The organism is Bradyrhizobium diazoefficiens, assembly GCF_016616235.1.
GTDB lineage: Bacteria > Pseudomonadota > Alphaproteobacteria > Rhizobiales > Xanthobacteraceae > Bradyrhizobium > Bradyrhizobium diazoefficiens_H.
This window is the reverse complement of sequence record NZ_CP067100.1, coordinates 5127968-5154935: the sequence shown is the minus strand read 5'-3', so window position 1 is coordinate 5154935 and position 26968 is coordinate 5127968. Positions and strand designations below refer to the sequence as shown.

18 protein-coding genes are annotated in these 26968 nt (G+C 59.9%); 9 read left to right on the top strand and 9 right to left on the bottom strand.

Annotated elements, in window-relative coordinates:
* Positions 1–49 precede the first annotated feature (49 nt).
* From JJB99_RS24710 to JJB99_RS24700, 3 genes are all read right to left on the bottom strand, one after another.
* The gene (locus JJB99_RS24710; protein ID WP_200494881.1) at positions 50–1369 is read right to left on the bottom strand and encodes an O-antigen ligase family protein; all 1320 of its coding nucleotides are present in this window, start codon (positions 1367–1369) and stop codon (positions 50–52) included.
* Between the two features lie 34 nt (positions 1370–1403).
* Positions 1404–2522 carry a glycosyltransferase family 4 protein gene (locus JJB99_RS24705; protein ID WP_200494880.1) on the bottom strand — a complete coding sequence of 373 codons (1119 nt, stop codon included), beginning with the start codon at positions 2520–2522 and terminating at the stop codon, positions 1404–1406.
* A gap of 494 nt (positions 2523–3016) precedes the next feature.
* Entirely contained in the window at positions 3017–3967 is a 951-nt protein-coding gene (locus JJB99_RS24700; protein WP_246774977.1) for a glycosyltransferase family 2 protein, read from the bottom strand.
* A gap of 286 nt (positions 3968–4253) precedes the next feature.
* Here JJB99_RS24700 and JJB99_RS24695 point away from each other — a divergent pair, with 286 nt between their 5' ends.
* Positions 4254–4925 (top strand): class I SAM-dependent methyltransferase, encoded by a 672-nt coding sequence (locus tag JJB99_RS24695; RefSeq protein ID WP_246775327.1) that lies wholly within the window; start codon positions 4254–4256, stop codon positions 4923–4925.
* Positions 4926–5037: 112 nt separating this feature from the next.
* The gene (locus tag JJB99_RS24690) at positions 5038–6147 is read left to right on the top strand and encodes a hypothetical protein (RefSeq protein WP_200494879.1); all 1110 of its coding nucleotides are present in this window, start codon (positions 5038–5040) and stop codon (positions 6145–6147) included.
* A 91-nt stretch (positions 6148–6238) separates the two neighbouring features.
* On the opposite strand, the gene JJB99_RS24685 is transcribed toward JJB99_RS24690, so the two are convergent.
* Positions 6239–6532, bottom strand: coding sequence for a hypothetical protein (locus JJB99_RS24685; protein ID WP_200494878.1), 294 nt, complete (start codon positions 6530–6532; stop codon positions 6239–6241).
* A gap of 253 nt (positions 6533–6785) precedes the next feature.
* Here JJB99_RS24685 and JJB99_RS36335 point away from each other — a divergent pair, with 253 nt between their 5' ends.
* The 4 genes from JJB99_RS36335 (at position 6786) to JJB99_RS24665 (ending at position 14390) form a co-directional block, all read left to right on the top strand.
* Positions 6786–9587 carry an Ig-like domain-containing protein gene (locus JJB99_RS36335; protein ID WP_246774976.1) on the top strand — a complete coding sequence of 934 codons (2802 nt, stop codon included), beginning with the start codon at positions 6786–6788 and terminating at the stop codon, positions 9585–9587.
* Between the two features lie 272 nt (positions 9588–9859).
* Positions 9860–11617: a type I secretion system permease/ATPase gene (locus JJB99_RS24675; RefSeq protein WP_200500282.1), complete on the top strand. Its 1758-nt coding sequence runs from the start codon at positions 9860–9862 to the stop codon at positions 11615–11617.
* Complete coding sequence (locus JJB99_RS24670; protein ID WP_200494877.1) at positions 11614–12927, top strand: HlyD family type I secretion periplasmic adaptor subunit; 1314 nt, start codon at positions 11614–11616, stop codon at positions 12925–12927. Before JJB99_RS24675 ends, JJB99_RS24670 begins: the two co-directional genes overlap by 4 nt.
* An 848-nt stretch (positions 12928–13775) precedes the next feature.
* Positions 13776–14390 carry a transglutaminase-like cysteine peptidase gene (locus JJB99_RS24665; protein WP_200494876.1) on the top strand — a complete coding sequence of 205 codons (615 nt, stop codon included), beginning with the start codon at positions 13776–13778 and terminating at the stop codon, positions 14388–14390.
* Positions 14391–14537: 147 nt separating this feature from the next.
* Here JJB99_RS24665 and JJB99_RS24660 read toward each other — a convergent pair whose 3' ends face one another.
* From JJB99_RS24660 to JJB99_RS24650, 3 genes are all read right to left on the bottom strand, one after another.
* Positions 14538–20222, bottom strand: coding sequence for a DUF4082 domain-containing protein (locus JJB99_RS24660; protein WP_200494875.1), 5685 nt, complete (start codon positions 20220–20222; stop codon positions 14538–14540).
* A gap of 330 nt (positions 20223–20552) precedes the next feature.
* Positions 20553–20795 carry an acyl carrier protein gene (locus JJB99_RS24655; RefSeq protein WP_200494874.1) on the bottom strand — a complete coding sequence of 81 codons (243 nt, stop codon included), beginning with the start codon at positions 20793–20795 and terminating at the stop codon, positions 20553–20555.
* Positions 20782–22641: an HAD-IIIC family phosphatase gene (locus JJB99_RS24650; protein ID WP_246774975.1), complete on the bottom strand. Its 1860-nt coding sequence runs from the start codon at positions 22639–22641 to the stop codon at positions 20782–20784. The genes JJB99_RS24655 and JJB99_RS24650 overlap by 14 nt, the downstream gene beginning before the upstream one ends.
* Before the next feature lie 148 nt (positions 22642–22789).
* On the opposite strand from JJB99_RS24650, the gene JJB99_RS24645 reads away from it, so the two are divergent.
* On the top strand, positions 22790–23413 hold the full coding sequence (locus JJB99_RS24645) for a GNAT family N-acetyltransferase (RefSeq protein WP_200494872.1): 624 nt from the start codon (positions 22790–22792) through the stop codon (positions 23411–23413).
* Positions 23414–23523: 110 nt separating this feature from the next.
* Complete coding sequence (locus JJB99_RS24640; protein ID WP_200494871.1) at positions 23524–23964, top strand: VOC family protein; 441 nt, start codon at positions 23524–23526, stop codon at positions 23962–23964.
* Here the strand turns inward: JJB99_RS24640 and JJB99_RS24635 are convergent.
* Entirely contained in the window at positions 23945–25045 is a 1101-nt protein-coding gene (locus tag JJB99_RS24635; protein ID WP_246774974.1) for a hypothetical protein, read from the bottom strand. The genes JJB99_RS24640 and JJB99_RS24635 overlap by 20 nt on opposite strands.
* Before the next feature lie 439 nt (positions 25046–25484).
* Here JJB99_RS24635 and JJB99_RS24630 point away from each other — a divergent pair, with 439 nt between their 5' ends.
* The gene (locus JJB99_RS24630) at positions 25485–25706 is read left to right on the top strand and encodes a hypothetical protein (RefSeq protein ID WP_200494870.1); all 222 of its coding nucleotides are present in this window, start codon (positions 25485–25487) and stop codon (positions 25704–25706) included.
* Between the two features lie 60 nt (positions 25707–25766).
* On the opposite strand, the gene JJB99_RS24625 is transcribed toward JJB99_RS24630, so the two are convergent.
* Positions 25767–26111: an H-NS family nucleoid-associated regulatory protein gene (locus tag JJB99_RS24625; protein ID WP_200494869.1), complete on the bottom strand. Its 345-nt coding sequence runs from the start codon at positions 26109–26111 to the stop codon at positions 25767–25769.
* Positions 26112–26968: the final 857 nt, after the last annotated feature.

Genomic DNA, 26968 nt, shown 5'->3' with positions numbered 1-26968 from the left:
TGCGGGCATAGCCCGTCACGAGGGGCCGTCGCGCCTCATTCAGGCGCGCTTATGGTCGCGCGTGAAGTAGGGAAATGTCAGAGGTCATCAACGGCATCGGCTCGTCCGCGAGCATCCGGTATTCGGTCATAGATGCCTCGCGAAGAGACGCGCGAATCCCCAGACAAAGACCCCAGAATATCCAAAGAAAGTGCCAATAATGAACGGTCAGGCCGGTGAGCATCGTCAGTACGAGCGCGGTCGTAAATCCCCAATGTAGCGGATCGCTAGCGACCTTGCTGGCGTTTCGCCTGGCCGGCAGAATAGCTGCAATGTTGGTGAGGACCACTAGCACAATCATGGGAATGCCGAAGCGCAACGCCAGCTGCAGCCACACGCAATCGACGGTGTAGTCTAATATTTCGTTGTGCAATGGGTTAAAGGCAAATCCGGTCCATGGTTCTTGGTCAATTTTCATTAGAGCCAGATCCCAGATCATCAACCTGAAGTAACCTGATACTGGATCGAGTGTCAGATGGGAGATGATCCAGCCGATCGGATGATTGGCAACGAAGAAGATCGCCAGTATGCCCACCCCAACGGCAAACCAGAACACGCTCCAGCGCCATGAATAATTCCTCATGAAGCATTCGTATGTGAAGGCCACTATGCCAACGATGAACGACAGCAAAGGTGCAGAGGACATTGATAATATGCATCCAAGAAGGCACACCCCCACCCACAATGTTCGCTTTGCACGGTTCTGCTCGTAAGACATCAGCAATGCGCCGGTCAGCGTGCAAAACGTGCCGAATAGGATGGGGTGGTCAAAAGTGGATGCAGTCCTCAGCAGGTCCGCGCGAAAATCAGGCTGTAGCAGGGGGGCGCTGTGGAAAATTCCGGCCAGAGTTGTGTGCACCATAAGTCTTCCGGTGATGCTGTCTGCGAGCGCCAGGAGCACGACGACGATCAGGAATTTCTTTAGCACTTGAATGAATGTGGAAACGGCGGGTCCGAAAAACAGCCCTCGGGCTACAAAGTATCCTCCGACGTACTCCAGGCACACTGCCACCGCAGATGACACGCTGCCGTCGCCTCCGACATGAGCCGCAGCCCCGACCATCCAGATGCCGGTTAAGGCCGCCAGATAGTCACTTGCTATGAAATGACGATCAGCCTTTGTAAGTTTAAAAAGGGCCGGGATGAGCAGTATCAAGACGGCGATCCTGCCGACCGTGAGTTTGGCGCCAGCCGCATCGACGGCAACGAGACCTCCAGGAAGCAGGATTGCCAGGAGGGCAATGTAACAAGCGATGGCGCCTTTATTTCGAGGCTTCGGCCGCAGTTGTTCGCGATTGACAGGTGCCGAATAGGATAGCGTTGACTTCATTGCTCTCGCGTCCAAGGTTCTGGATAAGCTGCCATCAGGATGCAACGGCCTGTTCGAGAACTTGCGCGTACCGCTGGATACACGCCTCTGTGTTGAAGCGGACCTTCGCCTCACTTGCGAGAGCCGCGCGAGAAGCCGTCCAATACTCGCGATTTTCGATGATCGAAGTCATCGCTGAGACAAGGGCGGCTCTGTTGCGCTGAGGCCGGAATCTCTCACGCGCAACTCTATCCCATGTTACGGTTTCGGGATTTTCCAGGGGATTGGGCACGAGGTGGCCATGTCTTCCTTCCAGACCAATTTGCTCGCGGGCCCCCCCGACATCGCTCATCACAACGGGGAGGCCTGCGCAAAGAGCCTCCATTGGGGCGAGGGGCCATCCCTCAAAGAAGGAGTTGAGAACGAAGCAATCGGCCGCTGAGAGCAGTGCGGACGGGTTGGAAAGATTGTCGCGAATATGGATTCGATGGCGCTCGGGGATCTTTCTGTGAAGGAGCTGGAGCTGCTTCATATAGACGGGATCATCCGCGCGACCCGCCAGGACAAGATGCGCATGCGGGAACAATTTTGCGACCTCCGCAAAGGCGACCAGCAGGCCGTAGGCGTTCTTCTGCATGACGTGACGGGCCAGCGACACGAACAGAAACTCATCTTGAAGACCCAGCCACTTCCTTGCCGCGGTTCGGTCAGTCATCTGCCGATGGGTAGAGTTGAAACCGTTGGGTATCGTGTGAATCGCATCGGCGCTGAACGCCGGGTTGCCACGCAAGTATTGCCGTCGTACCAGGTCGCTTACGGCAATCAGAAAGCGAATATTGCGACTTCTCGGTTCCTCTGCTTGCCAATTGGTCCCTATCGGGGTCGGAGCGGCGTGCAACGTCTCGACCACCGGTATTCCCAGCTCGTGGGCCGCCTGGAGCAGCCAGTCTGGAGGTGCATGAGCGCTGATAACGTCAGGCCGTTGTTCCCTGAGCCACCCGGGGCTTTCAGATGGGGATTTATGGATGACCTCAATCCCCTCTTCTTGCAGCGCGCGCATGAGGCGCCCTCCGGTCGCAGCCGGCTCCGTTACCATGACCGTGGATCTGATGCCGCTGTCGGGCAGCCGCCGAGCAAGAAATGCCACGAACTCATCAATACCGCCGGCGTCCAAGACGCTCGTCGAAATCAAGCAGGATAGGCGTCGGTCAGGTCGGTTTGGCCGATCAATACGTGAGGGGAGGCACGTGGCGGCCTGGTTCAAGTCAATTGCGTGACGGGCGCTGTTCGAAATCATTCCCTCGCGGACGATCAGCGGCGAATTCCAACCTTCGACAGGTGCAGGACCCCCCTGAAGACGCGAGAGCATGCTGAGTCCTGCTTGCCTCAGGACGCGAGGAATGAGCCAGGAGCGGCGCTGTGCCCAGAGAGCGGTCGTGACCACGGGGGAAAAGCGGGATGCCGAAAATTGCCTCACAATTGGCTCCTGGACCGGGAAAATCCTGCCTCGCCATTTAAAATAGCGTCCGTCGATTTATAGCAAGTATTAAATATTTAATAAATCGACTTTTGGCCGTGCCGCTGGCCGATGAATAAACATGAACAACAGACCTATCGTGACAAAGCTCGCCGGCTGATGCGGAAGCACCTCTCGCGGCAAGCGCCTCGTCAATCGAAGGAGATTTCAGGCCGACCTGTTCTGCCGTTTATTCCATGCCACAAGCCGGCGATCGTCAGCCTGGCAGCCGCCGGAGCACCGAGCAGAAGGTATCTCAGTGCGTACAACATCCAAATCGCGGAGTGGAAGATCCAGCGCCACCCGGCCCGACGCCGAGAATAGAGGATACCGTTCCGGGCGGACAGGTAGACCGACAAATGGGACTGGTCTCTTGGATCGACAGCCGATCCTATGGTCGTGCCTCCCACGTGACGTATCAGCGCCCCTTCAGCGACCCCGATCCGGTGGCTGGCCCGCCGCCGGCCCCAGTCAAGGTCCTCCATATAGAGGAAGTAATCGTCCATCATTAACCCTACATCAGCGATGAAGTCTCTCGTTACCAGCACACAAGCGCCGCTAATCGCATCGATCCTTTCAACCATTTCCGGTGTAAGGCGACGCCCCGCAGGCGAGTTTCGGCCGACGGCTGTCACGCGCCCTGTCAGAGTGGACCATCGAAGCCCATAATTGGCGACCTTGTTCGGGGAATCGTCGAATACCAGAACCCCGCCAACCATTCCGTATCCTTCGGCGGCTTTGGCCACCAACTGTGAGAGGCACGTCTCAACGACCTCGGTGTCCGGATTGAGAACGAGCGCAGCGTGCCATCCGGGTTGGACGAGCAATTTCTCGAGCCATGCGTTAACTCCGCCGCCGTAGCCGAGATTATCAATTGCGAGCGCCACCCTGACCAAATTGGAGCGAGATCGGAATCGACATTTCGCCACGCGGGCCAGTCGCCCTCCCGGTCGGTCCAGTTGATGCGAACAATCTTCGATTTGCTGCAATGTGCCGCGTTCGTCTGCAATGACCTTCATCAAAGACACATAAGCTTCCGGTCCGCCATTCTCACAGATGAAAACATCAAAATTCTCGAAGTCGGACCGGGCAAGTGACGTCAAGCAGCGATCCACGTCGCCAGGGTTTCCGTACGATACGATGAGGACCGCTATCCTTGTGGCGTCGGGCCCGGTATTTGACATCGCTCCCTCGCTCGGATGATGACGGCCGTCGCAAACCTCGACGTGGCCCGTCATGGGTCGAATTGCGGCCCCTGCGCCGCCGGCCACGTTAAATAACTTAATAAATTAAATCCTTTTGGCAATCAATATAATGTTGAAGTGATTAAAGTGACGATTTATAATCACCTGGAGATTGCGCGTCATACGGAACTGGCGATTGATTGAAGTGTCACAGGCCATTGAACATAGCGGGTACGAGAAGGCTGCGTCGAGCAGCTTCCGGCTGGCACGATTTTCGATCTTTCTCGATCTAGTGAACTCGATCCCCAGGACCGAGCGTCCGTTGCGTATTCTCGATATTGGCGGAGTCGAAGCCTATTGGTCGGACAAGCGGCACCTGATGGCCCGACCGACGGAGATAACGCTACTCAATCTGGATGGGGGCGGGCCGCCGAAGGCGGGCTTCACATTTTGCCAGGGCAACGCCTGCCATATGCCGGAATTCCCGGACGACAGCTTTGACGTGATCCATTCGAATTCGGTCATTGAGCACGTCGGTCAATGGTCGAGCATGATGGCCATGGCAAACGAGATCCGGCGCATCGCTCCCAATTATTTTGTGCAAACGCCGTACTACTGGTTTCCGATCGAGCCGCACGCGAGAACGCCATTTCTGCATTGGCTTCCCGAGTCGCTGAAGTTCCGGCTTGTGATGGCTCGGAAGTGTGGTCCTTACTGGTCCAAAGCTGCGACCGTCGACGAGGCGATGAAGACGATACAAAGCTCGTCCCTGCTGGACAGGCGCATGTTCGGCGCATTGTTCCCCGACGCGTCGATCATCCCCGAGAAAATCCTCGGCGTAACCAAATCTCTGATGGCTGTACGAAAGCGCTCTTGACTTGTGAGGGAGCGCAAAAGAGCGGTCATCCTCATCCTGGAGAGGGGCCGCGCTTGGCGCAAGAGAACTTGAACAGCGCCGCGGGGTCTGATGGTCGCTTAGAATGAAATCCTTGCTCTATTTGGTGGCGGCGCTGGTGATGGTCGCATCTTCCGATGAAGATGACGTCCGCGTCGCGCAAGAGAGGAGCGGCAAGGGTGAGTGCACGGCCAACCGCTGCGATGCCAGCGACCAAAGGACTTCACCTGCAGCACCTCAGTATCCGGAATTGCTAAGACGCTATGCCGTGCGGCCGGGCTGGAGCGTCGCCGGCGTCGATTATGCGGTCGGGGCGGCATCGACATCGCTCAAGGATCCGGCATCGATCTCGATGGCGGGCGTTTCGATAGACACGTCGAGCCGCACGGTCGCGATCAGCGGAAACAACCTCACGCTCGATGGGTATGACTTCTCGCTTCACGGCGGATATCAGGTGACCGTCGCAGGAGCGAATGCGACGATCTCGAACAGCAATTTTGCGATTGGCGCCAACCAGGGATCATATTTGATTTACGGGAGCTCGGCGGCGTCCAATCTGACCATCGCGTATAATACCTTTGACGGCAGCGCCATCGGTAACGCGACATCGTTCATCGGCTTCGCCGGTTCGGGCCAGGTCACGATGGAGTACAACTGGTTCAGGAAGTTTCCGCAGCACGTCGTCGAATTCACGCAGGCAAACGGCAGCCCGAGCTTCTCCGTCGTCTACAAATATAATCTAGTCGAGCAGGGGGCGATCCAAGACGGCGCCCATCTGAACTTCCTGCAGTTCGGCGGCGGTACCGCGAGCTCGGTGGATGTCGAGTTCAACACCACCTATCAGACCCCGCAGGCGTCGGGAGGCGAAGGCTTCCAGTTCTACAGCAATACGCAGGGCGGAGTGATCCAGAATGCCACCATGGCATACAACACGATGATCGCGGCCGGCGGATCCGCCGGGTCAGCGATGTCGTATATGGTTCATGCCGATTCCTATAACGACGACAGTTCTGCCCACAGTGGCAGCGTGCATGACAACTTCTTTGATCTGCAGGCGGCGTGGGGGGCGTTCTACTCCGCTCCGAGCGGCTGGTCGTTCTCCAACAATATGGATATGCGCACCGGTCAGGTGGTCAATTCGAACAATGCGAGATCAGCCGCTAAATTAAATAAGGCATCGCGACCGCGGCCAGCTTCTCGCTGATGGTTCGTTTTGCGTGTCTCCGGCAACGACTGCCGAATCCGGTCCGTTTCAAAGTCGCGGCATAGGTTGCACTGCATCCCGCGAGACGAACTTACAGGGTGCTTTTCCGGCTCTTTTTTGGGCCGCCTCGATCCCGGTCGAGCCGGTGCATTGGATCAGCGCCCAATGGTGCGCCTTCCGCCTGTTGTAAGGCCTCTTCTGTCAGCTGCGACATTGTGCGCCAGATGCGAGCTGGTTCGGCTGCCATCATTTCGCTGGGCATAACTAAATTCAGATTCTTTCGCGCGCAGCTTTCGTCAATTTCCGTCCCATGCGAATTCGTAAAACTAACGTCTTGTACTTGAACGCGAATGATCGGAATGGTCGATGTGGAATAGATAATCAAATCCTACCCCAGTATGTTTATATTTTCCGGTGGATAAGTATGAAAGCGGAGTCACTGCTTTAGACCGCTGAATTACCTTTGCTGAGTCGTGTTGTTGTCCAAAAAAAGCCTTCGGTGATGAGCCATACCGATGCCGCCTTGCATCCGGGCTTGGCTCTACATGACCTGCAATCGCTGCGTGACTTCAAATGGGGTTATTTGAGCGCGCAGTGCGTGGCAGGTCAGATTAAACTCGAATAGGGGACCTTCCTTAATGGCAACTTCGCAACTTCCGAACCTGCTTGACGGCTATTCAACCCGGCCGAGCTGGAATGTGGCCGGCGTCGATTATGCAGTCGGGGCGACGTCGACATCGCTCAAGGATCCGGCATCGATCTCGATGGCGGGCGTTTCGGTAGACACGTCGAGCCGCACGGTCACGATCAGCGGAAACAACCTCACGCTCGATGGGTATGACTTCTCGCTCCACGGCGGATATCAGGTGACCGTCGCAGGAGCGAATGCGACGATCTCGAACAGCAATTTTGCGATTGGCACCAACCAGGGATCATATCTGGTCTACGGAACTTCGGGTGCGTCCAATCTGACCCTCTCGCATAATACCTTTGACGGCAGCGACATCGGTAACGCGACATCGTTCATCGGCTTCGCCGGTTCGGGCCAGGTCAAGATGGAGTACAACTGGTTCAAGGAATTTCCGCAGCACGTCGTCGAATTCACGCAGGCAAACGGCAGCCCGAGCTTCTCCGTCGTCTACAAATATAATCTAGTCGAGCAGGGGGCGATCCAAGACGGCGCCCATCTGAACTTCCTGCAGTTCGGCGGCGGTACCGCGAGCTCGGTGGATGTCGAGTTCAACACCACCTATCAGACCCCGCAGGCGTCGGGAGGCGAAGGCTTCCAGTTCTACAGCAATACGCAGGGCGGAGTGATCCAGAATGCCACCATGGCATACAACACGATGATCGCGGCCGGCGGATCCGCCGGGTCAGCGATGTCGTATATGGTTCATGCCAATTCCTATAACGACGACAGTTCTGCCCACAGTGGCAGCGTGCATGACAACTTCTTTGATCTGCAGGCGGCGTGGGGGGCGTTCTACTCCGCTCCGAGCGGCTGGTCGTTCTCCAATAATATGGATATGCGCACCGGTCAGGTGGTCAATTCGAACAATACCGCATCGGCGCCGACATCTGCTCCAGTGGTGGTGCCGGCAGGAGCCGATGGCTCTTCGGGCAGCCCGTCGTCTGGTTCCGGTTCGAGCGGCGGTTCTACTCTGCCGGCCGCTCCCGTCATCGCGTCGTTCTCGACCGACAGCGGCACCGCTGGCGACAAGATCACCAACGACAATACCATCGAGCTCAAGGGTTCGGCTGCCGCCGGCAGCACGGTCAAGGTCTACGATGGTACGACCCAGATCGGTTCGACCACTGCAGACTCGAGCGGCGCCTGGGACTACATCACAAAGGTCCTGACTGACGCCAAGCATACGCTCACCGCAACGGCGACCAACTCGGCGGGGCAGACCGGCGCGGCGTCGTCTGCGTTGGCAGTCACCGTCGACACCCAAGCGCCAGTCGCGCCGACCGTTGCCAGCCATACGGTGAACAGCGCCAATCAGGTGGTGATGTCGGGCAAGGCGGAAGCGAGCAGCGTCGTGAAGGTGTTCGACGGCACGACCCAGATCGGGACCGCGACCGCCGACAGCAGCGGCGTGTGGGGCTATACCACCAGCGCCCTTGCGGCCGGCTCGCACAGCCTCACCGCGAAGGCAACGGACGTGGCGGGGAACACCGGCACGGCGTCCACCGCGTTCGCGGCCAGCATCAGCGGCTCGACGGCTCCGAGCGCACCGACCTCGCCGACGTCACCATCGCCGCCGACCTCGCCGACGTCTCCGACTGCCGGTACGGTAGTCGAGTCGGCTGGTGCGACAACTCTCGTTCAGAGCGGTGGCAAATATTACCTCAACGGCAGCACCGGATCGGGCCCCACGCTGAAGGATAACGGTGTGGAGTTTGTGAACGGGTCGGATGGCACCTGGACACCCATAGCCGCGGAGAAGACGGCGACGGGCTATGAGGTTGCCTGGAAGGAGACCAGCACCGGTCAATACACGGCCTGGAACACCGACAACAACGGCAACTACGTTTCCCATGTCGACACTCTGACCGGGTCAACGTGGGGCGGCTCCGTGTCGGGTACGGACTCCGGCCTGAAATCGCTGGAGACGACCTTCCATCAGGATCTGAACGGTGACGGTCAGATCGGTACTTCCACTGCAACCACACCGACGTCGCCTGCGCCGACCACTGGCAAGGTCGTCGAGTCGGCTGGTGCGACAAGCCTCGTTGAGAGCGGTGGCAAGTACTACCTCAACGACAGCACCGGATCGGGCCCCTCGCTGAAGGACAACGGCGTGGAGTTTGTGAACGGCTCAGATGGCACCTGGACTCCCATCGGCGTGGAAAAGACGGCGACGGGCTATCAGGTTGCCTGGAAGGAGGCGAGCACGGGTCAGTACACGGCCTGGAACGTCGACAGCAACGGCAACTACGTCTCCCATATCAGCTCCCTGACCGGCTCCACGTCGGGCGGCTCCGTGTCGGGTACGGACTCCGGACTTAAGTCACTCGAGACCGGCTTCCATCAGGATCTGAACGGTGACGGGCAGACCGGTACTTCCACCGCAGCTACGTCGTCCACTGCAACCAGCAGCACCGCTGCTGCTGCGGGCAGTACGTTCGTCGCCTCGGCAGGCAATACGACCCTAAAGAGCACTTCAGGCGATGACACCTTCGTTGGCAGCAGCCAAGCCGACACTTTCGTGTTTGGCGCGAACTTCGGCAACGACGTCGTCAAGGGTTTCGTTGCCCGCGGTCCTGCGCACGACACGATCGAGTTCAGCAAAAGTGTGTTCGACAGTTTTGCGAGCGTTCTCTCCCACGCGACCCAATCGGGTACCGACGTCGTGATCGCGACGGGGAGCGATACGCTCACGCTGAAGAACGCCAAGCTCGGCGCGTTGACCAGCAACGACTTCCACTTCGCGTAGGGGACGGGTCAACCACACGGACTAGTACTCAACAACTGCCTCGGGGGATCTCTTGGGGGATCCCCCGACACAGGCATGATTCAAGGGCGGGTGCCATGACTGACGTTGGACGGCGGGGGGTGATCCCTCTGCCTGCGAATCTTTATCGAATCCCACTTATGCATTTGTCAGGACTATTGTCGGCCGGACGACAGTGGGCGGGTGACGCCGAACTGCGGACGCCGCGACTGATCGGCTGGGCAAGGCTCGCGGTCGAAGCCCTTCGGCAACGGATGTTCGCTGGTCGCCCCCGGCCAGTGGATCACTATGAAGAGTCGCAGTCGGAGTTGTCGGCTTTCCTGCGATCTTGCCGCCGGATTTTCTGGGCACTCGCGGCCTTCAGCGGGATGAGCAATCTGCTCATGCTCACCGGCTCGTTTTTCATGTTACAAGTCTATGATCGGGTGCTGCCCGGACGCAGCATACCGACGCTGGTCGCCTTGATGGTTCTGGCCACGGTGCTTTACCTGTTCCAGGGCGGGCTCGACCTCGTCAGGAGCAGGATCAGCGCCCGGGTCGGCCGGTACCTTGATGAAAGTCTGGGCGTTCGCATCTTTGACGCGCTTGTTCGCTTGCCTTTGAAGACCAGAGCGGATGGCGATGGCCTGCAGCCGGTGCGGGACCTCGATCAGGTCCGCAGCTTCCTGTCGAGCGGAGGGCCGACGGCGCTCTTCGATCTGCCCTGGATGCCGATCTATCTTGGCGTCTGCTTCCTCTTTCACTTCTGGATTGGCGTCACTGCGCTGGTCGGCGCGCTGGTGCTGGTCGGCGTTACGATGCTCACGGAAACGCACACCCGAGGGCCGGCAAAGGCGAGCTCGCGTCTCGCCGTTTCGCGAACTGCCCTCGCGCTCGAGGGACGGCGCAATGCCGAGGTTCTGCAGGCCATGGGCATGCGGCACCAGGCGGCCTTGCGTTGGCGAGATGTCAACGCGAAATACCTCGCGGCCCATGAGCGAGCCAGCGATGTCGCAAACGGACTCGGTGGTGCTTCCAAGATTTTCCGGGCGATCTTGCAATCGCTGGTTCTTGCCGTTGGCGCCGTCCTCGTCATCAACCAGGAATCGACGGCCGGCATCATCATTGCCGGATCGATCCTCACCGCGCGGGCCCTGGCGCCCGTCGAAATGGCCATTGCGAATTGGAAGGGATTCGTCGCCGCGCGACAATCGGGACAACGGCTCGATCACTTGCTGAAGCTTCTGCCTCACGAGGAGGAGCGGTTGGCATTGCCTGCGCCTGTTGAAACCCTCACCGCCGAGAACCTCTATATCGGTGCGCCGAACGCCGAAAGGCCGACGCTCAGCGAAGTGTCGTTCCAGCTGCGGAGCGGGCAGGCGGTTGGAATCATTGGTCCGAGCGGATCCGGCAAGTCGACGCTGGCGCGCGCGCTGGTGGGAGTGTGGCCGTGCATTCGAGGCCGGATCCGGCTCGACAATGCCGCCCTTGATCACTGGTCTTCGGACGCTCTCGGCAAGCATATCGGTTATCTGCCCCAGGACGTCGAATTGTTCGACGGCAGCATTGCGATGAACATTGCACGATTCGACCCGCACGCTACCGCCGCCGCTGTTCTGGAAGCCTCGCATGCCGCAGGTGCGCATGACCTCGTCCTCTCCCTTCCGGACGGCTACAGCACGAAGATCGGCGAGGGAGGGTTGGCGCTGTCGGCGGGTCAGCGGCAGCGTATCGGGCTTGCGCGCGCCTTTTACGGCAAGCCCTTCCTGGTCGTGCTTGATGAACCCTCTTCCAATCTCGATGCCGAGGGCGAGGAGGCCTTGACCGAGGCGATCCTGAACGTGCGGCGCCGCGGTGGGATTGTCGCCGTTGTCGCGCATCGGCCGAAGGCGCTGGAAGGCGTGGACCATGTCTTGTGCCTCGGAGAAGGCAGGGTCCAGTCCTTCGGCAAGAGAGAGGAGGTTCTCAAGCGCGTGTTGCGGAATCCGGTACCGCTCAAGGTCGTTGCGGAAGCTCATGGAGGCGGCCGATGAACGGTCAGGTGGCGCCGGCGTTGCAGTCCATTCAGCGTTACATGATCGTGGGAATGATCATGTTCGCCCTGGTGACCTTTGGGGTCGGCGGTTGGGCGACAACGACTCAATTGTCGGGCGCAGTGATCGCCCAAGGCGTAGTCGTGGTGGATTCGAGCGTCAAGAAGGTCCAGCACGCCACTGGCGGGATCGTGGGAGAGTTGCGCGTTCGGCAAGGCGACCGGGTCAATGCAGGGGACGTTTTGATCCGCCTCGACGAGACCCAGACGCTCGCCAATGCGACGATCGTCACCAACAGCATTGATGAGCTGTTCGCGCGGCAGGCTCGACTGGAGGCCGAGCGCGATGGCGCCGAGCAGGTCGTGTTTCCCAAGGTGCTGCTCGATCGGGCCAAGGATAGCAACTCCGAGGCTAATCGTGCAATCACCGCGGAGCGGAAGCTGTTCGATCTGCGTCGTCAGGCGAGGAACGGCCAAAAAGCGCAGTTGCAGGAGAAGAGCGCGCAGCTGGAGAACGAGATCAAGGGCTACACCGGCCAGACCGAAGCCAAGCAGAAGGAAGTCGAATTCATCCGCCAGGAGCTGGAGGGCGTGCGCAGCCTCTGGCAGAAGAATCTGGTGCCGATCACGCGGCTCAATGCCCTTGAGCGCGACTCCGCCCGCATCGAAGGCGAGCGGAGCCAGCTCGCGGGAATGATTGCTCAGTCGAAGGGCAAGATCTCGGAAATCGGACTCCAGAGCATTCAAATCGACCAGGACCTGCGGACGGAAGTCGGCAAGGACCTGATCGAGACGCGTTCGAAACTCTCCGAACTGGGCGAGCGCAAGACTGCGGCGGTCGACCAATTGAATCGGATCGAGATCCGGGCGCCCCAATCCGGCCGCGTCCACGAGCTCAGCGTCCACACCGTTGGGGGTGTGATCTCTCCCGGCGAGCAGATCATGCTGATCGTGCCGGATGCAGACTCGCTTGCGGTCGAGGTCAAGATCGCACCGCGCGATATCGACCAGGTCTATGTGGGGCAGATCGCGACAATGCGGTTCGCAGCGTTTAACCAGAAGACCACGCCCGAAATCGACGGGGAGGTCAGCATGGTCTCGGCAGACATTACCCAGGACCAGCGCGCTGGCACGAGCTACTACACGGGCCGCGTCCTGCTGAAGCCGGCGGAGCTGGCGAAACTCGGGTCGGCCAAGCTGCTGCCCGGCATGCCGGTCGAGGTCTTCATCAGGACGGCAGGCCGGACCGCGCTGTCCTACCTGCTCAAGCCGCTGCAGGATCAGGCGGGCCGCGCGTTCAAGGAGCGCTGAGTCTTCGCGGAAGAAAGCAGCCACGACCGCATGCATTCGGCGCCGGCGCCCTATCTCTGGGCGCTGGCGTTGCGGCCAGCCTCTGAAAGCAGGGCTGGGCGGCCGGACGCATCGGCAGCGGGTGTGCCCGGCCGCCGCGAGCGCATCACGCGCCGGAACGGAGTCTGTGGTCTGGTTTGAACGCCCCACCGCAGCGCTCTGGTGATGATAGGTCGCCGCAGGAGATTTCGTGGGGGGAACGCGAACGTAGCGAGGTCGCCCCACCTCCTGATCAGCCGCAGCAGATCGCGCGGCTTCCGGCGAAGCGACCGTAACGGATGCTTGTTGCCCATGGGCGAGACCACCGATCGCTCGAACGAGCGTCCGCTCAGAACATCCATTCGCCTGGCGTACAGGGTCATCGCGGCTACGAAGGCAAGTATCGTAACTTCAGCCCCCAGAATGACGAGCAACTCATCCTGCATGTGAAATCCGTCCTGCCCGACAAGCGCAATTTGAAGATTGGGCCTCGGTGAATAATTCAATCAACAATCAAAATTATATGTGGCGTTAAGAAGTTGGTTGGCACGCTGATACGCACATGTCCGGCCTTTTCATCGGTACGTCCGAGAGGATCGGAACTTTTCGCTTCATTTCAGTCTCCCCCATTCTTCCTATCGGCCGGCCGCGGCATCCGACGGCTGTCTGCGTGCGACATCTGCGCTGATTTAATGTTCCATTATTATTGCAAGTTAATTTTAATTAGTATTAAATAATATAATGCAGGCGGTTGATCATCCCCACGACCGGGCGGCCGCGCTGAGCAGTGAATCCGGGCCCTGGTTTGGCGTTCGCAGGAGGATCGGCACATGCAGCGAACCTCGGGATCAGTCGTCGCGGCAGCTCTGGCTGTCATGATCGGAGGCGTTCAGTGGGCGGGTGCGGCATTGCTGACCGCACCAGGGACTCCGCAAGCGGCTCTTGCGCATATCGAGCGGGGACGCCCGACGCTTGCGCCCTTCAGCTATACGATGTTTTGCGTGCGCTATGAGGCCGAATGCCGCCCCCGGCGCGCCTTCCGCGGCGGGCCGGTCCGGTTGACGAAGGAACGATGGGCAGAGCTGAAAGCGGTCAATCGCGTCGTGAACCGCGCCATTGCTCCGCAGCCCAATGAACTCGGCCTCGCCGGTGAGCAATGGATCGTCAACCCCGATCGCGGCGATTGCAACGACTATGCAGTGAGCAAGCGTCATGAGCTGCTGCAACGCGGGTGGCCCGCGCGGGCCCTGCTATTGAGCGAGGTGGTCACCGGTTCTGGAGACCATCACCTTGTGCTGGTGGTGCGCGCCAGGACCGGCGATCTGGTGCTCGATAATCTGGCGCCCGAGATCAAGTCCTGGTCGCAAGTGCCATATGGCTGGGTCCGGATGCAGATGCCGAGCGACAGCCGGCTGTGGGCGACGATCGGCCGCCCGGGAGCATGACTCCTGTCATGTGGCCGGAATCATGCTGAGCTGCGCTGGCGGGACGACCTGTCACAATCATGCCAGCGCGCTGAGGGCATCGGCTCTGTCGTGCCCCACTGACGATACAAGTCACAAGTGGGGCTCCTTCTCGCGGCGCACCCGCCGTCATGACGCCGCGAGGCCCACGTTGCCGGCGGCCGAAGGGTCCACCCAACGCCGGATCGTGCCATCATATATATCGGCACCATAGAGCCAGCCGTCGGGGCCCTTCTGCAAGTCCACAATGCCCGATACGTTGTCAACCAACTGAACGCTTGCGACCTGCCGGCTCGCGTTCAATGTCGCCGCGTAAATCGTTCCGTTGTAGACGTCGTCGAAGAACAAGGTGTTCTGATTGTAGAAATCTCCCCCGGTGATCACGTGGGCGTTGTCCGGAGCCCCATGACTTACAGGTAAGATCGGAAACACGGCAGGCGGGTCGGACACGTTGTTGCGGTTGCCATTGTTGTAGAAGGTGATCGCCTGGTCGAGGTTCTGGTAGCTGGCGGTTTTGTCGGGGCCTTCAAAGTAGGGCCATCCGAAGTTGGAGCCGGCGGGGCCCGTATCGATCTCTTCCCAGTTATTCCAGCCAACGTCTCCAAGCACAGGTAGATTCGTGACGGGATCAAAGCTGAAGCGGTACGCGTTGCGAACACCGTAGTAGAACACTTTGGACTGATTGCTGTTGGGGTCGCTAGCCTGATAGTACGGATTGCCAGGCGCTCCCTCGCCCGTCGCAGGATCGATCCGCAAGAGCTTGCCCGAGAGATTGTGGATGTCTTGGACTCGTACTGCGCGCGGATCGACGAAATTGTACGATGTGCCATCCCCGACCGTGAGGTAGAGATAGCCATCGGGGCCAAAATGAACGGCACCTATCGAATGCGAATCGCTATCGGTCGCAAGATAGTCACGGATGTTCTGGTTCTGAATGCCGGGCCGGTCCGGGTCATTGTCCTGCGATCCAACCTCGATCTGACTTGCGGGCGCAGTGACCGTGGTGCCGTTGACGATCCCGGAAGGAACGATGCTGGGATCGCCGCCGCTGTTCGCATCGGGACGGCTGATGTACTCCCAGATGCTGTTCTTGCCGACGAGCACTGTTTCACTGGCTGGGTCGGCGATCATTGTGGTGGGATCGACCGTGACTCTCACCAGACGACACGGCCGATTGCCGCCCTGATCGGCCGCGGCCAGACCGCTCTGTCCTGCCGTCTCGGGCGGATCGTAAGTGTAGAGCAGGTAGACATAGGGATTGCTTGCGAAATTTGGGTTGACGGCGATTCCCAGTAGCCCGCGATCGCCGAAATCGTTCACCTCGCTCGAGAGGTCGATGAGTGGGGTCGACCGCAATGTGCCGTTGTCCACCACGCGCACCACGCCGTCCTTCTCTGCGACGAGCAGGTAGCGGCCGTCGGGAGTCCAGTCCATCGCAGCAGGTTGGTTCAACCCCGTCACGGCTGTCTCGCCCACCAGATTGCCCAGAGCGGGGTTGTCATTATCCAGGATCTTCACGGTCGTTGTCGCCTGAGCTCCGAGAGTGGCGCCTGTCGGATTGCTCAAGGTGACGGTGAAGGTCTCGTCGCTCTCCGGCGTCGTATCATTGATGATGGGCACCGAGATGGTCTGGCTCACCTGGCCAGCAGCAAAGGTTACCGTGCCGGACGAGGTCGTGTAATCGGATCCTGCGAGTGCGCTGCCGTTGCTGGTCGCGAAGTCGACCGTGGCTGCTTGATTGGGGTTCCCGCTACGCAGCAGCGTGATCCTCGCGCTCGGGCTACTCTCCGCAGCGCTCACCACGAGGTCCGCCATTGCAATACTAGCGGGTGAGTCGTCGTCGATGATGGTCACGAGGACGGTGCGTGGAGCTCCGAGGGATCCGGCGCCGGGATTCTGAAGGCCGACAGCGAACGTTTCGTTGCCCTCGGCCAGTTGATCATTGACGATGGGGATGGTGAAGCTCTTGGTGCTCTCTCCGGGCCCGAAGACGATCTGGCCGGTGTTCGTCCGACCGTTGAAAGTGGGTTGGATGAAGTCCGATCCAGCTGTCGCAGTTTCGGCCGTGCCGATTTCATTCGTCGTGTACTCAATGGTGTTTTGAGACTGGAGGTCGCCGGAGCGTGTGACAGTGACGGTGGCCGTGCCGGCCGCTTCACTGACGTAGATCGTAGAAGTGTTAAGGAGCGCGATGACGTTTGATGGGGCGAACACGACGTCGCGGAAATAGTTTGTATTCTGATAGGCGGCGGTGGGGAAGACGCCCGCGGTGTAGTCGAAGACGCCTGCTCCGACCGGAGCGTTCAGGCCGCCGTTGCTGGTGCTGAAGGCGAAGCCCTGGGGGGTGGAGACGTAATAGCTGTTGATGTTGACCGAGACCACGTAGGTCGTGCCGGCCGCGATGGTGAGGGGCGTCGCGAGGGCCTGCTGCTGCCAGCCCGATGCGCCTTCGTTGGTGAACGTGACCGTTGCCAGCTCCTGGCCGGTGGCCGACCAGATGTGGCCGATATGGGTGCCGGTTTCGTTGGAGGCCTTGTAGTAGCGGATTGCCTGGATCACGCCGGACGTGTCGGCGGTGAAGCTCATCCCCAGCTCATAATCCGCCCCGGTGCCGTCGCTGGCATTGGTGATGGAGGGTGTCTGGGTGGTGAACAGAGTGGTGCCGGCATTCGCGGTAACCGCCGCCGTGGCCGTGCTGGTTGTGTTCTCGCTGGCGCCGAGCAGGTCGGTGTAGGTGGCGTTCACCCGGATCTGCTTGCCGAGCAGGCTGCTGTCGAGGGTAAGATTCGAGGTCGTGGCCGAGAGATCCGTCCAGGTGGTGCCGTCGGTGCTGCTCTGCCAGCGATAGGTGATGTTCGCCGGGACACCGTCAGGATCGGCGACGCTGGCAGTCAGCGTCTGGTTCTGGGTCGCCGTGCCGCTGATCGTAACAACACCGACGTCGTTGACGTTGGCCACTGCCGTGCTGGTCGCGGCGCTCACCGGGGTCTCGCTGCTGCCCAATAGGTCCGTATAGAAGGCGGTGGCACGTATGAAGCTGCCGACCTGGGCCTGCGCGAGGGTCAGTGTGCTCGCCGTCGCACCGGTGATGTTGCTCCATGTGGTGCCGTCCGTGCTTTGCTGCCACTGATAGGTGACGGCGGCCGGCACGCCATCGGCATCGGTCACGGTCGCGGTCAAGGTCTGGTTCTGCGTCGGCGTCCCGCTGACGCTCACTGTACCGGGGTGATTGTTGGGCGTCGATGAGCCCGCAGCGAACACGACGTCGCGGAAATAGTTTGCATTCTGATAGGCGGCGGTGGGGAAGACGCCCGCGGTGTAGTCGAAGACGCCTGCTCCGACCGGAGCGTTCAGGCCGCCGTTGCTGATACCGGAGGCGAAGCCCTGGGTCGTGGAGACGTAGTAGCTGTTGATGTTGACCGAGACCACGTAGGTCGTGCCGGCCGCGATGGTGAGGGGCGTCGCGAGGGCCTGCTGCTGCCAGCCCGATGCGCCTTCGTTGGTGAACGTGACCGTTGCCAGCTCCTGGCCGGTGGCCGACCAGATGTGGCCGATATGGGTGCCGGTTTCGTTGGAGGCCTTGTAGTAGCGGATTGCCTGGATCACGCCGGACGTGTCGGCGGTGAAGCTCATCCCCAGCTCATAATCCGCCCCGGTGCCGTCGCTGGCATTGGTGATGGAGGGTGTCTGGGTGGTGAACAGAGTGGTGCCGGCATTCGCGGTAACCGCCGCCGTGGCCGTGCTGGTTGTGTTCTCGCTGGCGCCGAGCAGGTCGGTGTAGGTGGCGTTCACCCGGATCTGCTTGCCGAGCAGGCTGCTGTCGAGGGTAAGATTCGAGGTCGTGGCCGAGAGATCCGTCCAGGTGGTGCCGTCGGTGCTGCTCTGCCAGCGATAGGTGATGTTCGCCGGGACACCGTCAGGATCGGCGACGCTGGCAGTCAGCGTCTGGTTCTGGGTCGCCGTGCCGCTGATCGTAACAACACCGACGTCGTTGACGTTGGCCACTGCCGTGCTGGTCGCGGCGCTCACCGGGGTCTCGCTGCTGCCCAATAGGTCCGTATAGAAGGCGGTGGCACGTATGAAGCTGCCGACCTGGGCCTGCGCGAGGGTCAGTGTGCTCGCCGTCGCACCGGTGATGTTGCTCCATGTGGTGCCGTCCGTGCTTTGCTGCCACTGATAGGTGACGGCGGCCGGCACGCCATCGGCATCGGTCACGGTCGCGGTCAAGGTCTGGTTCTGCGTCGGCGTCCCGCTGACGCTCACTGTACCGGGGTGATTGTTGGGCGTCGATGAGCCCGCAGCGAACACGACGTCGCGGAAATAGTTTGCATTCTGATAGGCGGCGGTGGGGAAGACGCCCGCGGTGTAGTCGAAGACGCCTGCTCCGACCGGAGCGTTCAGGCCGCCGTTGCTGATACCGGAGGCGAAGCCCTGGGTCGTGGAGACGTAGTAGCTGTTGATGTTGACCGAGACCACGTAGGTCGTGCCGGCCGCGATGGTGAGGGGCGTCGCGAGGGCCTGCTGCTGCCAGCCCGATGCGCCTTCGTTGGTGAACGTGACCGTTGCCAGCTCCTGGCCGGTGGCCGACCAGATGTGGCCGATATGGGTGCCGGTTTCGTTGGAGGCCTTGTAGTAGCGGATTGCCTGGATCACGCCGGACGTGTCGGCGGTGAAGCGCATCCCCAGCTCATAATCCGCCCCGGTGCCGTCGCTGGCATTGGTGATGGAGGGTGTCTGGGTGGTGAACAGAGTGGTGCCGGCATTCGCGGTAACCGCCGCCGTGGCCGTGCTGGTTGTGTTCTCGCTGGCGCCGAGCAGGTCGGTGTAGGTGGCGTTCACCCGGATCTGCTTGCCGAGCAGGCTGCTGTCGAGGGTAAGATTCGAGGTCGTGGCCGAGAGATCCGTCCAGGTGGTGCCGTCGGTGCTGCTCTGCCAGCGATAGGTGATGTTCGCCGGGACACCGTCAGGATCGGCGACGCTGGCAGTCAGCGTCTGGTTCTGGGTCGCCGTGCCGCTGATCGTAACAACACCGACGTCGTTGACGTTGGCCACTGCCGTGCTGGTCGCGGCGCTCACCGGGGTCTCGCTGCTGCCCAATAGGTCCGTATAGAAGGCGGTGGCACGTATGAAGCTGCCGACCTGGGCCTGCGCGAGGGTCAGTGTGCTCGCCGTCGCACCGGTGATGTTGCTCCATGTGGTGCCGTCCGTGCTTTGCTGCCACTGATAGGTGACGGCGGCCGGCACGCCATCGGCATCGGTCACGGTCGCGGTCAAGGTCTGGTTCTGCGTCGGCGTCCCGCTGACGCTCACTGTACCGGGGTGATTGTTGGGCGTCGATGAGCCCGCAGCGAACACGACGTCGCGGAAATAGTTTGCATTCTGATAGGCGGCGGTGGGGAAGACGCCCGCGGTGTAGTCGAAGACGCCTGCTCCGACCGGAGCGTTCAGGCCGCCGTTGCTGATACCGGAGGCGAAGCCCTGGGTCGTGGAGACGTAGTAGCTGTTGATGTTGACCGAGACCACGTAGGTCGTGCCGGCCGCGATGGTGAGGGGCGTCGCGAGGGCCTGCTGCTGCCAGCCCGATGCGCCTTCGTTGGTGAACGTGACCGTTGCCAGCTCCTGGCCGGTGGCCGACCAGATGTGGCCGATATGGGTGCCGGTTTCGTTGGAGGCCTTGTAGTAGCGGATTGCCTGGATCACGCCGGACGTGTCGGCGGTGAAGCGCATCCCCAGCTCATAATCCGCCCCGGTGCCGTCGCTGGCATTGGTGATGGAGGGTGTCTGGGTGGTGAACAGAGTGGTGGTGGTAGCCACGTTGGTTCTCTCCCGGGCTAGTCAGCGTACTTGGCGACGACCTAGATTCGTCGGCCGACCGGTGCCGGTTGCAGCGTCAGCCGGCTGCGGTAGTGCTCGTGATAATAATATTAAACCATAAAAATAATTAAATAAAAGAGATTAATTCTGCTGTTGGAGAAGTCACCCTCGTCAACTTCAGTTTGACATTCAAAGGGGGGCGGGGTGGATCAGGGGCCTCGTGCACCAGCTCCGCGTCTTCGACCCACACAACAAGAGCGCCAAAAATTGAAATGAAGCGGACTGCGCAACTCGTTCGCCCCGCCTCGACAAGCTTGCAGCGTGCAGCTCCTATGCCTCAATCCGCTTCGCGATCAAATCGGCGAACTCGCCCAGATTCCGGGCCGCTTCAACTTCGCCAACGCGGAATCGCACCCGAAACTTCTGCTCGATGGCGATCACCAGTGAAATCTGCATGAGCGAGTCCCACTCCTCGACGTCGGCCGGCGACAGCTCGGGCTTGGCCGCGACCTTCTCAAGGAAGATGCCGTCGAACACTTCCTGCATCTTCGCCAGTACTTCAGCTTGCTTCATAAGCCCTCCTGCTCACGCGGATTTTTGTCAAACGCGTCTGATACTTCTCAAGCTCGAGTTCGAATTCTTTTCGAGCGGCGGAGTCTTCCGTACGCTTGAAGCCAAACTCCTCGTAAATTCCGGCGACGATGCCGTTTTTGGCCGTAGGAAGATAAAGGCCGCGCACTTTCGCGCAGCCGGCGGCGCCCGCGAGCCGGAAAATCTCATTCATGATCTCGTCCTCGACCTGGCGTTTAAGCACGCGGCAGCTCATGAGCCATGTATCGACAACGAGGGCGTCGCCCTCGATCTTTGCAATGACCACGGAGATCAGCCCGGAATCGCCGAACCGATCCTCGAGCCGCATCGTGAAGCACAGGTAGTCCGGCCTTGCCAGGAGCCCTTGGAGTTCCGTTTCGGAGCGACGGATTGTCGTCAGGTTGAACTGATTGCTGCGCGCGATCAGTTGGGCAATGCGGGGCAGGTCGAGCGAGTCGAACTCCTTGATCGTGCCCCGCATCTCAAGCGAGGCGAGGTAGGCCGGCATGTCTGTTACGCTCGCCGCGAGCTCCGTGCGTCGCCGTTCCTGCCGATATTGCGCCGTCCGCCCGAGATCCTCCTCGGTGATGTTCCGTGGCTCAAAATGGCGCCCGGCCTGGAGGCGACTGATGAATTCGGCGGGATCCGGCCCGAGGAGCACGCCTTCGACCTGGGGCTGAAACTGGCGCACGATCTCGATCTCCGCCGGGTTGTCGTCGGCGAAGACGAAGCTATCCAGACCGAGGCGGAGTTCATCCGCGATCCGCTGCAGGTTGTCGGATTTGGGCTCCCAATTGGCTTTGAACGCTGCGAAGTGCTCCAGCCGGAGAACCATCTCGGGATGCTTCTCGAATACCTCGATCGCGCGCGCGTGGTCGTTCTTGCTGCATACCGCAAGCAGGACGCCGCGTTCGGAGAGGGCAAGGAGGTACTTCTGGAAGCTCTTGAAGGCCTCGCCGCGAGGAGACGAGTCGCCAAGTTCGATTCCCTCGATGCCGTCCTCCGCGATCACGCCGCCCCAGAGCGTGTGATCGAGATCGAGCACCAGCACCTTTTTGGGCCCCTGCCTACGGGAGGCGATCAGATGGCTTAGCTCTTGCGCGACATCCACCAGAAAATCAGGTGAGCCGAGCTGCTTCGATTCATACCACGCTCGCGCATCCTCTGCGGCCGCGATCCCGCGGCGTGCGGAGAGGAACTCGACGTCGCAGATTTGCACCTCGGCTGGAGCCCGGAGCCCCAGCTCGAGGTTGACCGCTTTGCGGAAACTCCAATCGGCGCCAAGCGTGCGCGAACGGAACGAGCCGAGACCGAGTTCGCCGGGCAGGCCAAGATTGGCGAGAATGACCGCCGCACCTGAACGTACGATGAAGGTCCGCGCCAGGTTGAGGAGGTGTTCCGCGGCGCCAACTGCGGCCTGGCGCTGACGTTCCACGGCATCGAGCAGCGAGCCGGAAAACCGGCAGCGGCTTCCGTTCGGCAGAATGAAGGCGATATCCGGCTTGAAGGCGTATAGCGGGCTGGAGCTGTCGAGGACCTCCGAGACGTAATTATCGTATTCGCCGAGGAAGCGTTCGCACTCGATGCCACGAATGGTAAGGAGATGTTCGACCAGCTCGTGCAACGGATAAAGGTTGTAGCCGCCGACGAAGGCAAGGCGGAGTCTTGGCTGGACGCTCTCGGTCGCCACCCGTCTGGCTTTTTTCCGAAGCGTCGACAGAAAGAACAGTTCGGAAAAGCTCTCCGCGTGTCGCGAGCGGGCGGCGAGATACCCCCAGAACGCGGTGTCGCCGGACAGCGCCAGGGACTTGAGTTGGGCGTCATTCACGGTTCGGTCCGGCAAAACGGGTACAGCAGCGAGAATAGTAGGTCTCCCAGCGAAAGTGGCATCGGTGGATTGCCGCCAAAATTAAATCATGATAAAGCGTGGGTCAATTAAAGATATTTAAATTTTAAAAATTGGATAACGCAGATAAATGACCGACCATGCAGAAGTGAGGCCATCGAAGGCGGACACTCTTTCCACCAAGGCTGAGAATCTCAAACGGCTTCCCGAAGGGAACAACCTGGTCCTCCGCGAAGTCCGGCTGGACGACTCCGCGCAAATCATCGCTTGGCGGAACGACCCCGTACTCGGCAAGTTCATGACCCGAGAAAAGCTGACCTTAGCCCGGCAGGAAGAGTTTTTCCGAAACTATCAAGCCATGGCCGACGACTACTATTTCATTGCCGAGTTCAAGCGTTCGCGAAAACCGGCCGGCTGCATCGCGTTAGCGAACCTGGATTTCGCGGCGAAACGCGGCGAGGTGGCGCGGTTGATCGTCGATCCGGGCGCGCGGCTCTTTCTGGCCGAGATCTTCGACCTGCTTCTTGCATTTGCGTTCGTGCAGCTGGGCCTTTCGGCCGTCGTTGCCAACGTGCAAAGCAGGAACCGGCCCGCAAAGAACTTCCATATTCGTCTTGGATTCCAGATCCAGCAGATTGCGCCGAAGGCTTGGTGGAATGGCGACGACGTGATTACATTTCGCATGTCGCGTGAGGATTATCCGCGGTTGAAGCAGGCTTGGTCGGCGCTGCTCCTCGATGCGCGGGAATGTTGACTCGGGGCGGCTGACCGGAAGCAGTAGCAGTGTATCGCGCTTCCGGAGGCGACGGATTTCGCGCCGGAATTGGACGTTGTCTGTCCTCGAGGGCACCTCAAGGACAGCGCGTGGACCACGGACGCTTGCGGCAAGGGAAAGAGGACTGGCAGATGGAGTTGCATTTTCATCATGTGGGAATGGCGTGCCGGAAGATCGCAGCGGAACTGCCGGAGCTCGCGACAACTGGCTACAGTCCTGAACGACCACTCTTCGACGACCCGATCCAGCAGGTTCGGATTCAGTTCGTGTCGGGCGGCGGTCCCCGCCTGGAACTCATTGAGCCGGCCAGCGCACAATCGCCCGTTGTGGGCATTCTGAAGCGCGGCAGCAAATTCTATCATCTTGCCTACGAAGTGGCCCGCTTCGACGATGCGATCGCTTACTTCAGGGAGCGGCAGTATCTTCCCGTATCGTCACCCGCGCCCGCCGTCGCGTTCGACATGCGTCGCATTGTGTTTCTCGCCTCCGCCACGCTCACGCTCATCGAGCTCATCGAGGCGAAGGCCTAGCATGAATTGGCGGTTGACCGGAATGCTGCGCAACGATTTGCGCGAGTCCGTCAGACGAAACAGTTCCGCTGCGCCGAACCACCCACTCGGCAGCGCGTAGCCCGCCTGCCTGCAGTCTCACGATCGGTTCAGGGCCGATCTCCGACAGCAGAATGCCCATGTGTCCAAGTCCTGGAGGTGCTGTCGGCCAAACGCCCAGGCCATTTGCTGACAATACGGTTCGATCCATATCGCCCCAAAACTGCACGACAACGGCACCAGCGGGCGCGCACGTAGCGAGGTGAGCTGCTTCCGGCGAACCGATACGAGGCTCAGCCGCCGGTCGCAGCGCGACGATTATTGCATCCCACTGGTCGCGATACACGGCCTGGACATCGTTGAAGACTTCCACCCTCGCTCCGGAGCTCGCGAGACCGGAGCGAAGCGAGCCAATAAACTCATTGTCACACAGCAGAGCAATGCGATTCTTGTAAACGGATAAACCGCAATCATGCAGGTGCTTCACGCACAGCGGACCGAGAAACGAGAACACATCGACTGTCGGGTGGCGCTCGTTTACGCCGACTATCGGAATTCCGCGCCGTAAGCATGCTTCCATGTCGAGGTCCTCGGGACGAAATTCCCAAGCCTCAAACATCAGGGCGATGACGGCCTCCCTCGGTAACTCGTCAATGAGCGCAGCGGTAAGCGGCCGAAGATGGCCGCTGTTGGTTACGATATCCGTTTGATGGAGGATATCCGGGGTGATCTGTTCCAAGACATCGATGCGATCGGCCACACCAACCGAATCGGCAAGCTCCAAAGTCTGTTGCCTGGCGTCAGCTGGTGTTCCGTGCCGTGTAGGTCTCGTGAAGGCGTAGACGTGCCTGGCTCCGGCCATCGCTGCGAGGACGGCCGTCACGGCATACGCGCCGGTCGCAGCCTCAGTGAGAACCGTGAGTTCCGAAAGGTCCAAGAGCGTTTCCGAAAGGGCTCGGCGCATCAGGGCTCCCAGACGCGGCAGGGAGAATCCCGGTCGCAAGGCCGCGTCGAAGCCAGACTGCAATTGCCTGAATGCTGCTCCGGCCTCGGTTGCGATCATGAACTGCCCTTTCGCCTTTGCCACTTGGGAATAGCGATGCTTTCGTGCGCCGCATATTTGGTCGAGCTGCCCTGAGCTCGTTGCGCGGTGAACAGACTTATGAAATGAAGCCAATCCTAGCCAATTAAGATATTTAATTATAATAGGTCTAATTTAATGTCAAAGGGGTTTACTGCCAAGCAGGGCGGACCAGCACGCGGTATGCCGAGACGGGATAGGTCGCGGCCGCCGGTTACGCGCCTCAGCGGGACTACGCAAGATAGTGCAGCCGTAATGCTCGTGAAGGGGCTGCGACCGGCGTTTTGTTCAATAGCCGACAGCGAGGGCTGCGCCGCGCCAGACAGGTCGGAAATTTTAAATTTTAGAACTAACATATTTAACTTGCGGCACGTCTATTCTGGCCTACTTTCATCACCCCGACGAGTGCAGGACGATTCCTATGACCCATATAGATACAGACGGCGAAGATCGCCGAGAATTCCTGAAGAGCTGTGGAAAGTTCGCCGTTGTGACGCCTCCGGCGATGACGCTGTTGCTGTCCACCTCTCTGAGCTCGACCGCGATAGCACGCTCGGGCAGCCAAGTTGTGCATGGCAACAATGGCTATGGCAACGGCGGCAACGATGGTAGTCCTAATGGCAAGGATGATAGCAATCGCTGACGGATCGAGCGCCGCCGAAGCGCATTGTGCGGTGCAAGGACATCACTGAATTCGGTCGGCCTAGCCGGTCCGGCGCCGCCTCTGCCCGGATGGTCGTTCGATCAGCAAATCATCCAGCTTTTTGCCCGTTCGAAGCTGGGCTTTGAGCCATCGCGGCTGTTTGCCGCGACCGGACCAGGTTTCAGCTGGGTTCTTAGGGTTCTGATATTTCGGCAGAACCGGCGGGTAGGGGCGACGCACCCGTTCCTCAGGGCGCGGGCTACCGGCAGTTCCCTCTATCTTGCGCAGCCGCTCCTCAAGCTTGGCTTTCTCCGCAGCCATCCTCCGACTGAGGACCTTCGTTATCCCGTCATAGAGCTCCCACAGTTCGGCCGTGCTCTTCGATTCCCAGTCGTCTCTGCCCATGGAAGCCGTCCCCACCACTCCCTATCCGAAGGGCAGGGCATTATCAGGTCGAGCCGGGGTCGGGCAAGCACGATCCACTTGAACCGACCCACTGGGAGGGCGCCCGGCGACAACGCGAAGCTTACCTAGGCTAGCGGCAGGAGTCGCCTTCGACCAAGCCGATGCCTCCCAAGTCCCGTTCGCCTCTTGCCTCGTCTCCTTGCGCCGACGATCCGTTGCTCGGCCTCCAGCACTCGTTGACGCAAATTCTGCAATTCAGTGAATTGAACGACCAGAGCTTGATGCGTGCGGCGCATACTAACTGAAGAATACATGTGGCAACCTACTCGTTACGAACGATCACACGGTACTCACTGAAGTTGGCCTGCTGGCTGAGCGACGATCTTGGATCCAGCTTTGCCGATCATAAATTTCATCAGTGCTAAGGTTGAAGCGGCAATTGAACAAGCTAACGTAGGATGTGTCCGAGACCTCTCTGGCCGGGACAACTTGCAACGGAGCGTCTGGTTGAGAAAGGATCCTGCCGCCTCATTGAGCCTCCCAGCAAAGACGCGATTGAATTGAAACGAGATCGGAGTCCGGCATTTTTGGAGTCCGGAATTTCTATTCTTGAATCACCGTCCACGTTAATGACGGTCCAGGTCTTGTGAATAGTCTTACTTTTCGATCACCTCCTCTACCCAAGAGCGGCGCAAGATTGCTTTCACTGTGTCAAATCTTAGATTCGAATTCAAAATGTCCATATATATCCTTGGTAATAAGTCGATGGACGACCAAGAGATGGATGTCGATCGTAATAACAAGGAGCCAACCGGTACGCCCGCCGCATCCTTTACGTGAATGTTACGAGGTGACTA

Coding starts and splice junctions, on each gene's coding strand:
- JJB99_RS24710 (WP_200494881.1), bottom strand. CDS start 1,369: ATGAAGTCAACGCTATCCTATTCGGCACCTGTCAATCGCGAACAACTG.
- JJB99_RS24635 (WP_246774974.1), bottom strand. CDS start 25,045: ATGATCGCAACCGAGGCCGGAGCAGCATTCAGGCAATTGCAGTCTGGC.
- JJB99_RS24665 (WP_200494876.1), top strand. CDS start 13,776: ATGCAGCGAACCTCGGGATCAGTCGTCGCGGCAGCTCTGGCTGTCATG.
- JJB99_RS24630 (WP_200494870.1), top strand. CDS start 25,485: ATGACCCATATAGATACAGACGGCGAAGATCGCCGAGAATTCCTGAAG.
- JJB99_RS24655 (WP_200494874.1), bottom strand. CDS start 20,795: ATGAAGCAAGCTGAAGTACTGGCGAAGATGCAGGAAGTGTTCGACGGC.
- JJB99_RS24625 (WP_200494869.1), bottom strand. CDS start 26,111: ATGGGCAGAGACGACTGGGAATCGAAGAGCACGGCCGAACTGTGGGAG.
- JJB99_RS36335 (WP_246774976.1), top strand. CDS start 6,786: ATGGCAACTTCGCAACTTCCGAACCTGCTTGACGGCTATTCAACCCGG.
- JJB99_RS24670 (WP_200494877.1), top strand. CDS start 11,614: ATGAACGGTCAGGTGGCGCCGGCGTTGCAGTCCATTCAGCGTTACATG.
- JJB99_RS24645 (WP_200494872.1), top strand. CDS start 22,790: ATGACCGACCATGCAGAAGTGAGGCCATCGAAGGCGGACACTCTTTCC.
- JJB99_RS24675 (WP_200500282.1), top strand. CDS start 9,860: ATGTTCGCTGGTCGCCCCCGGCCAGTGGATCACTATGAAGAGTCGCAG.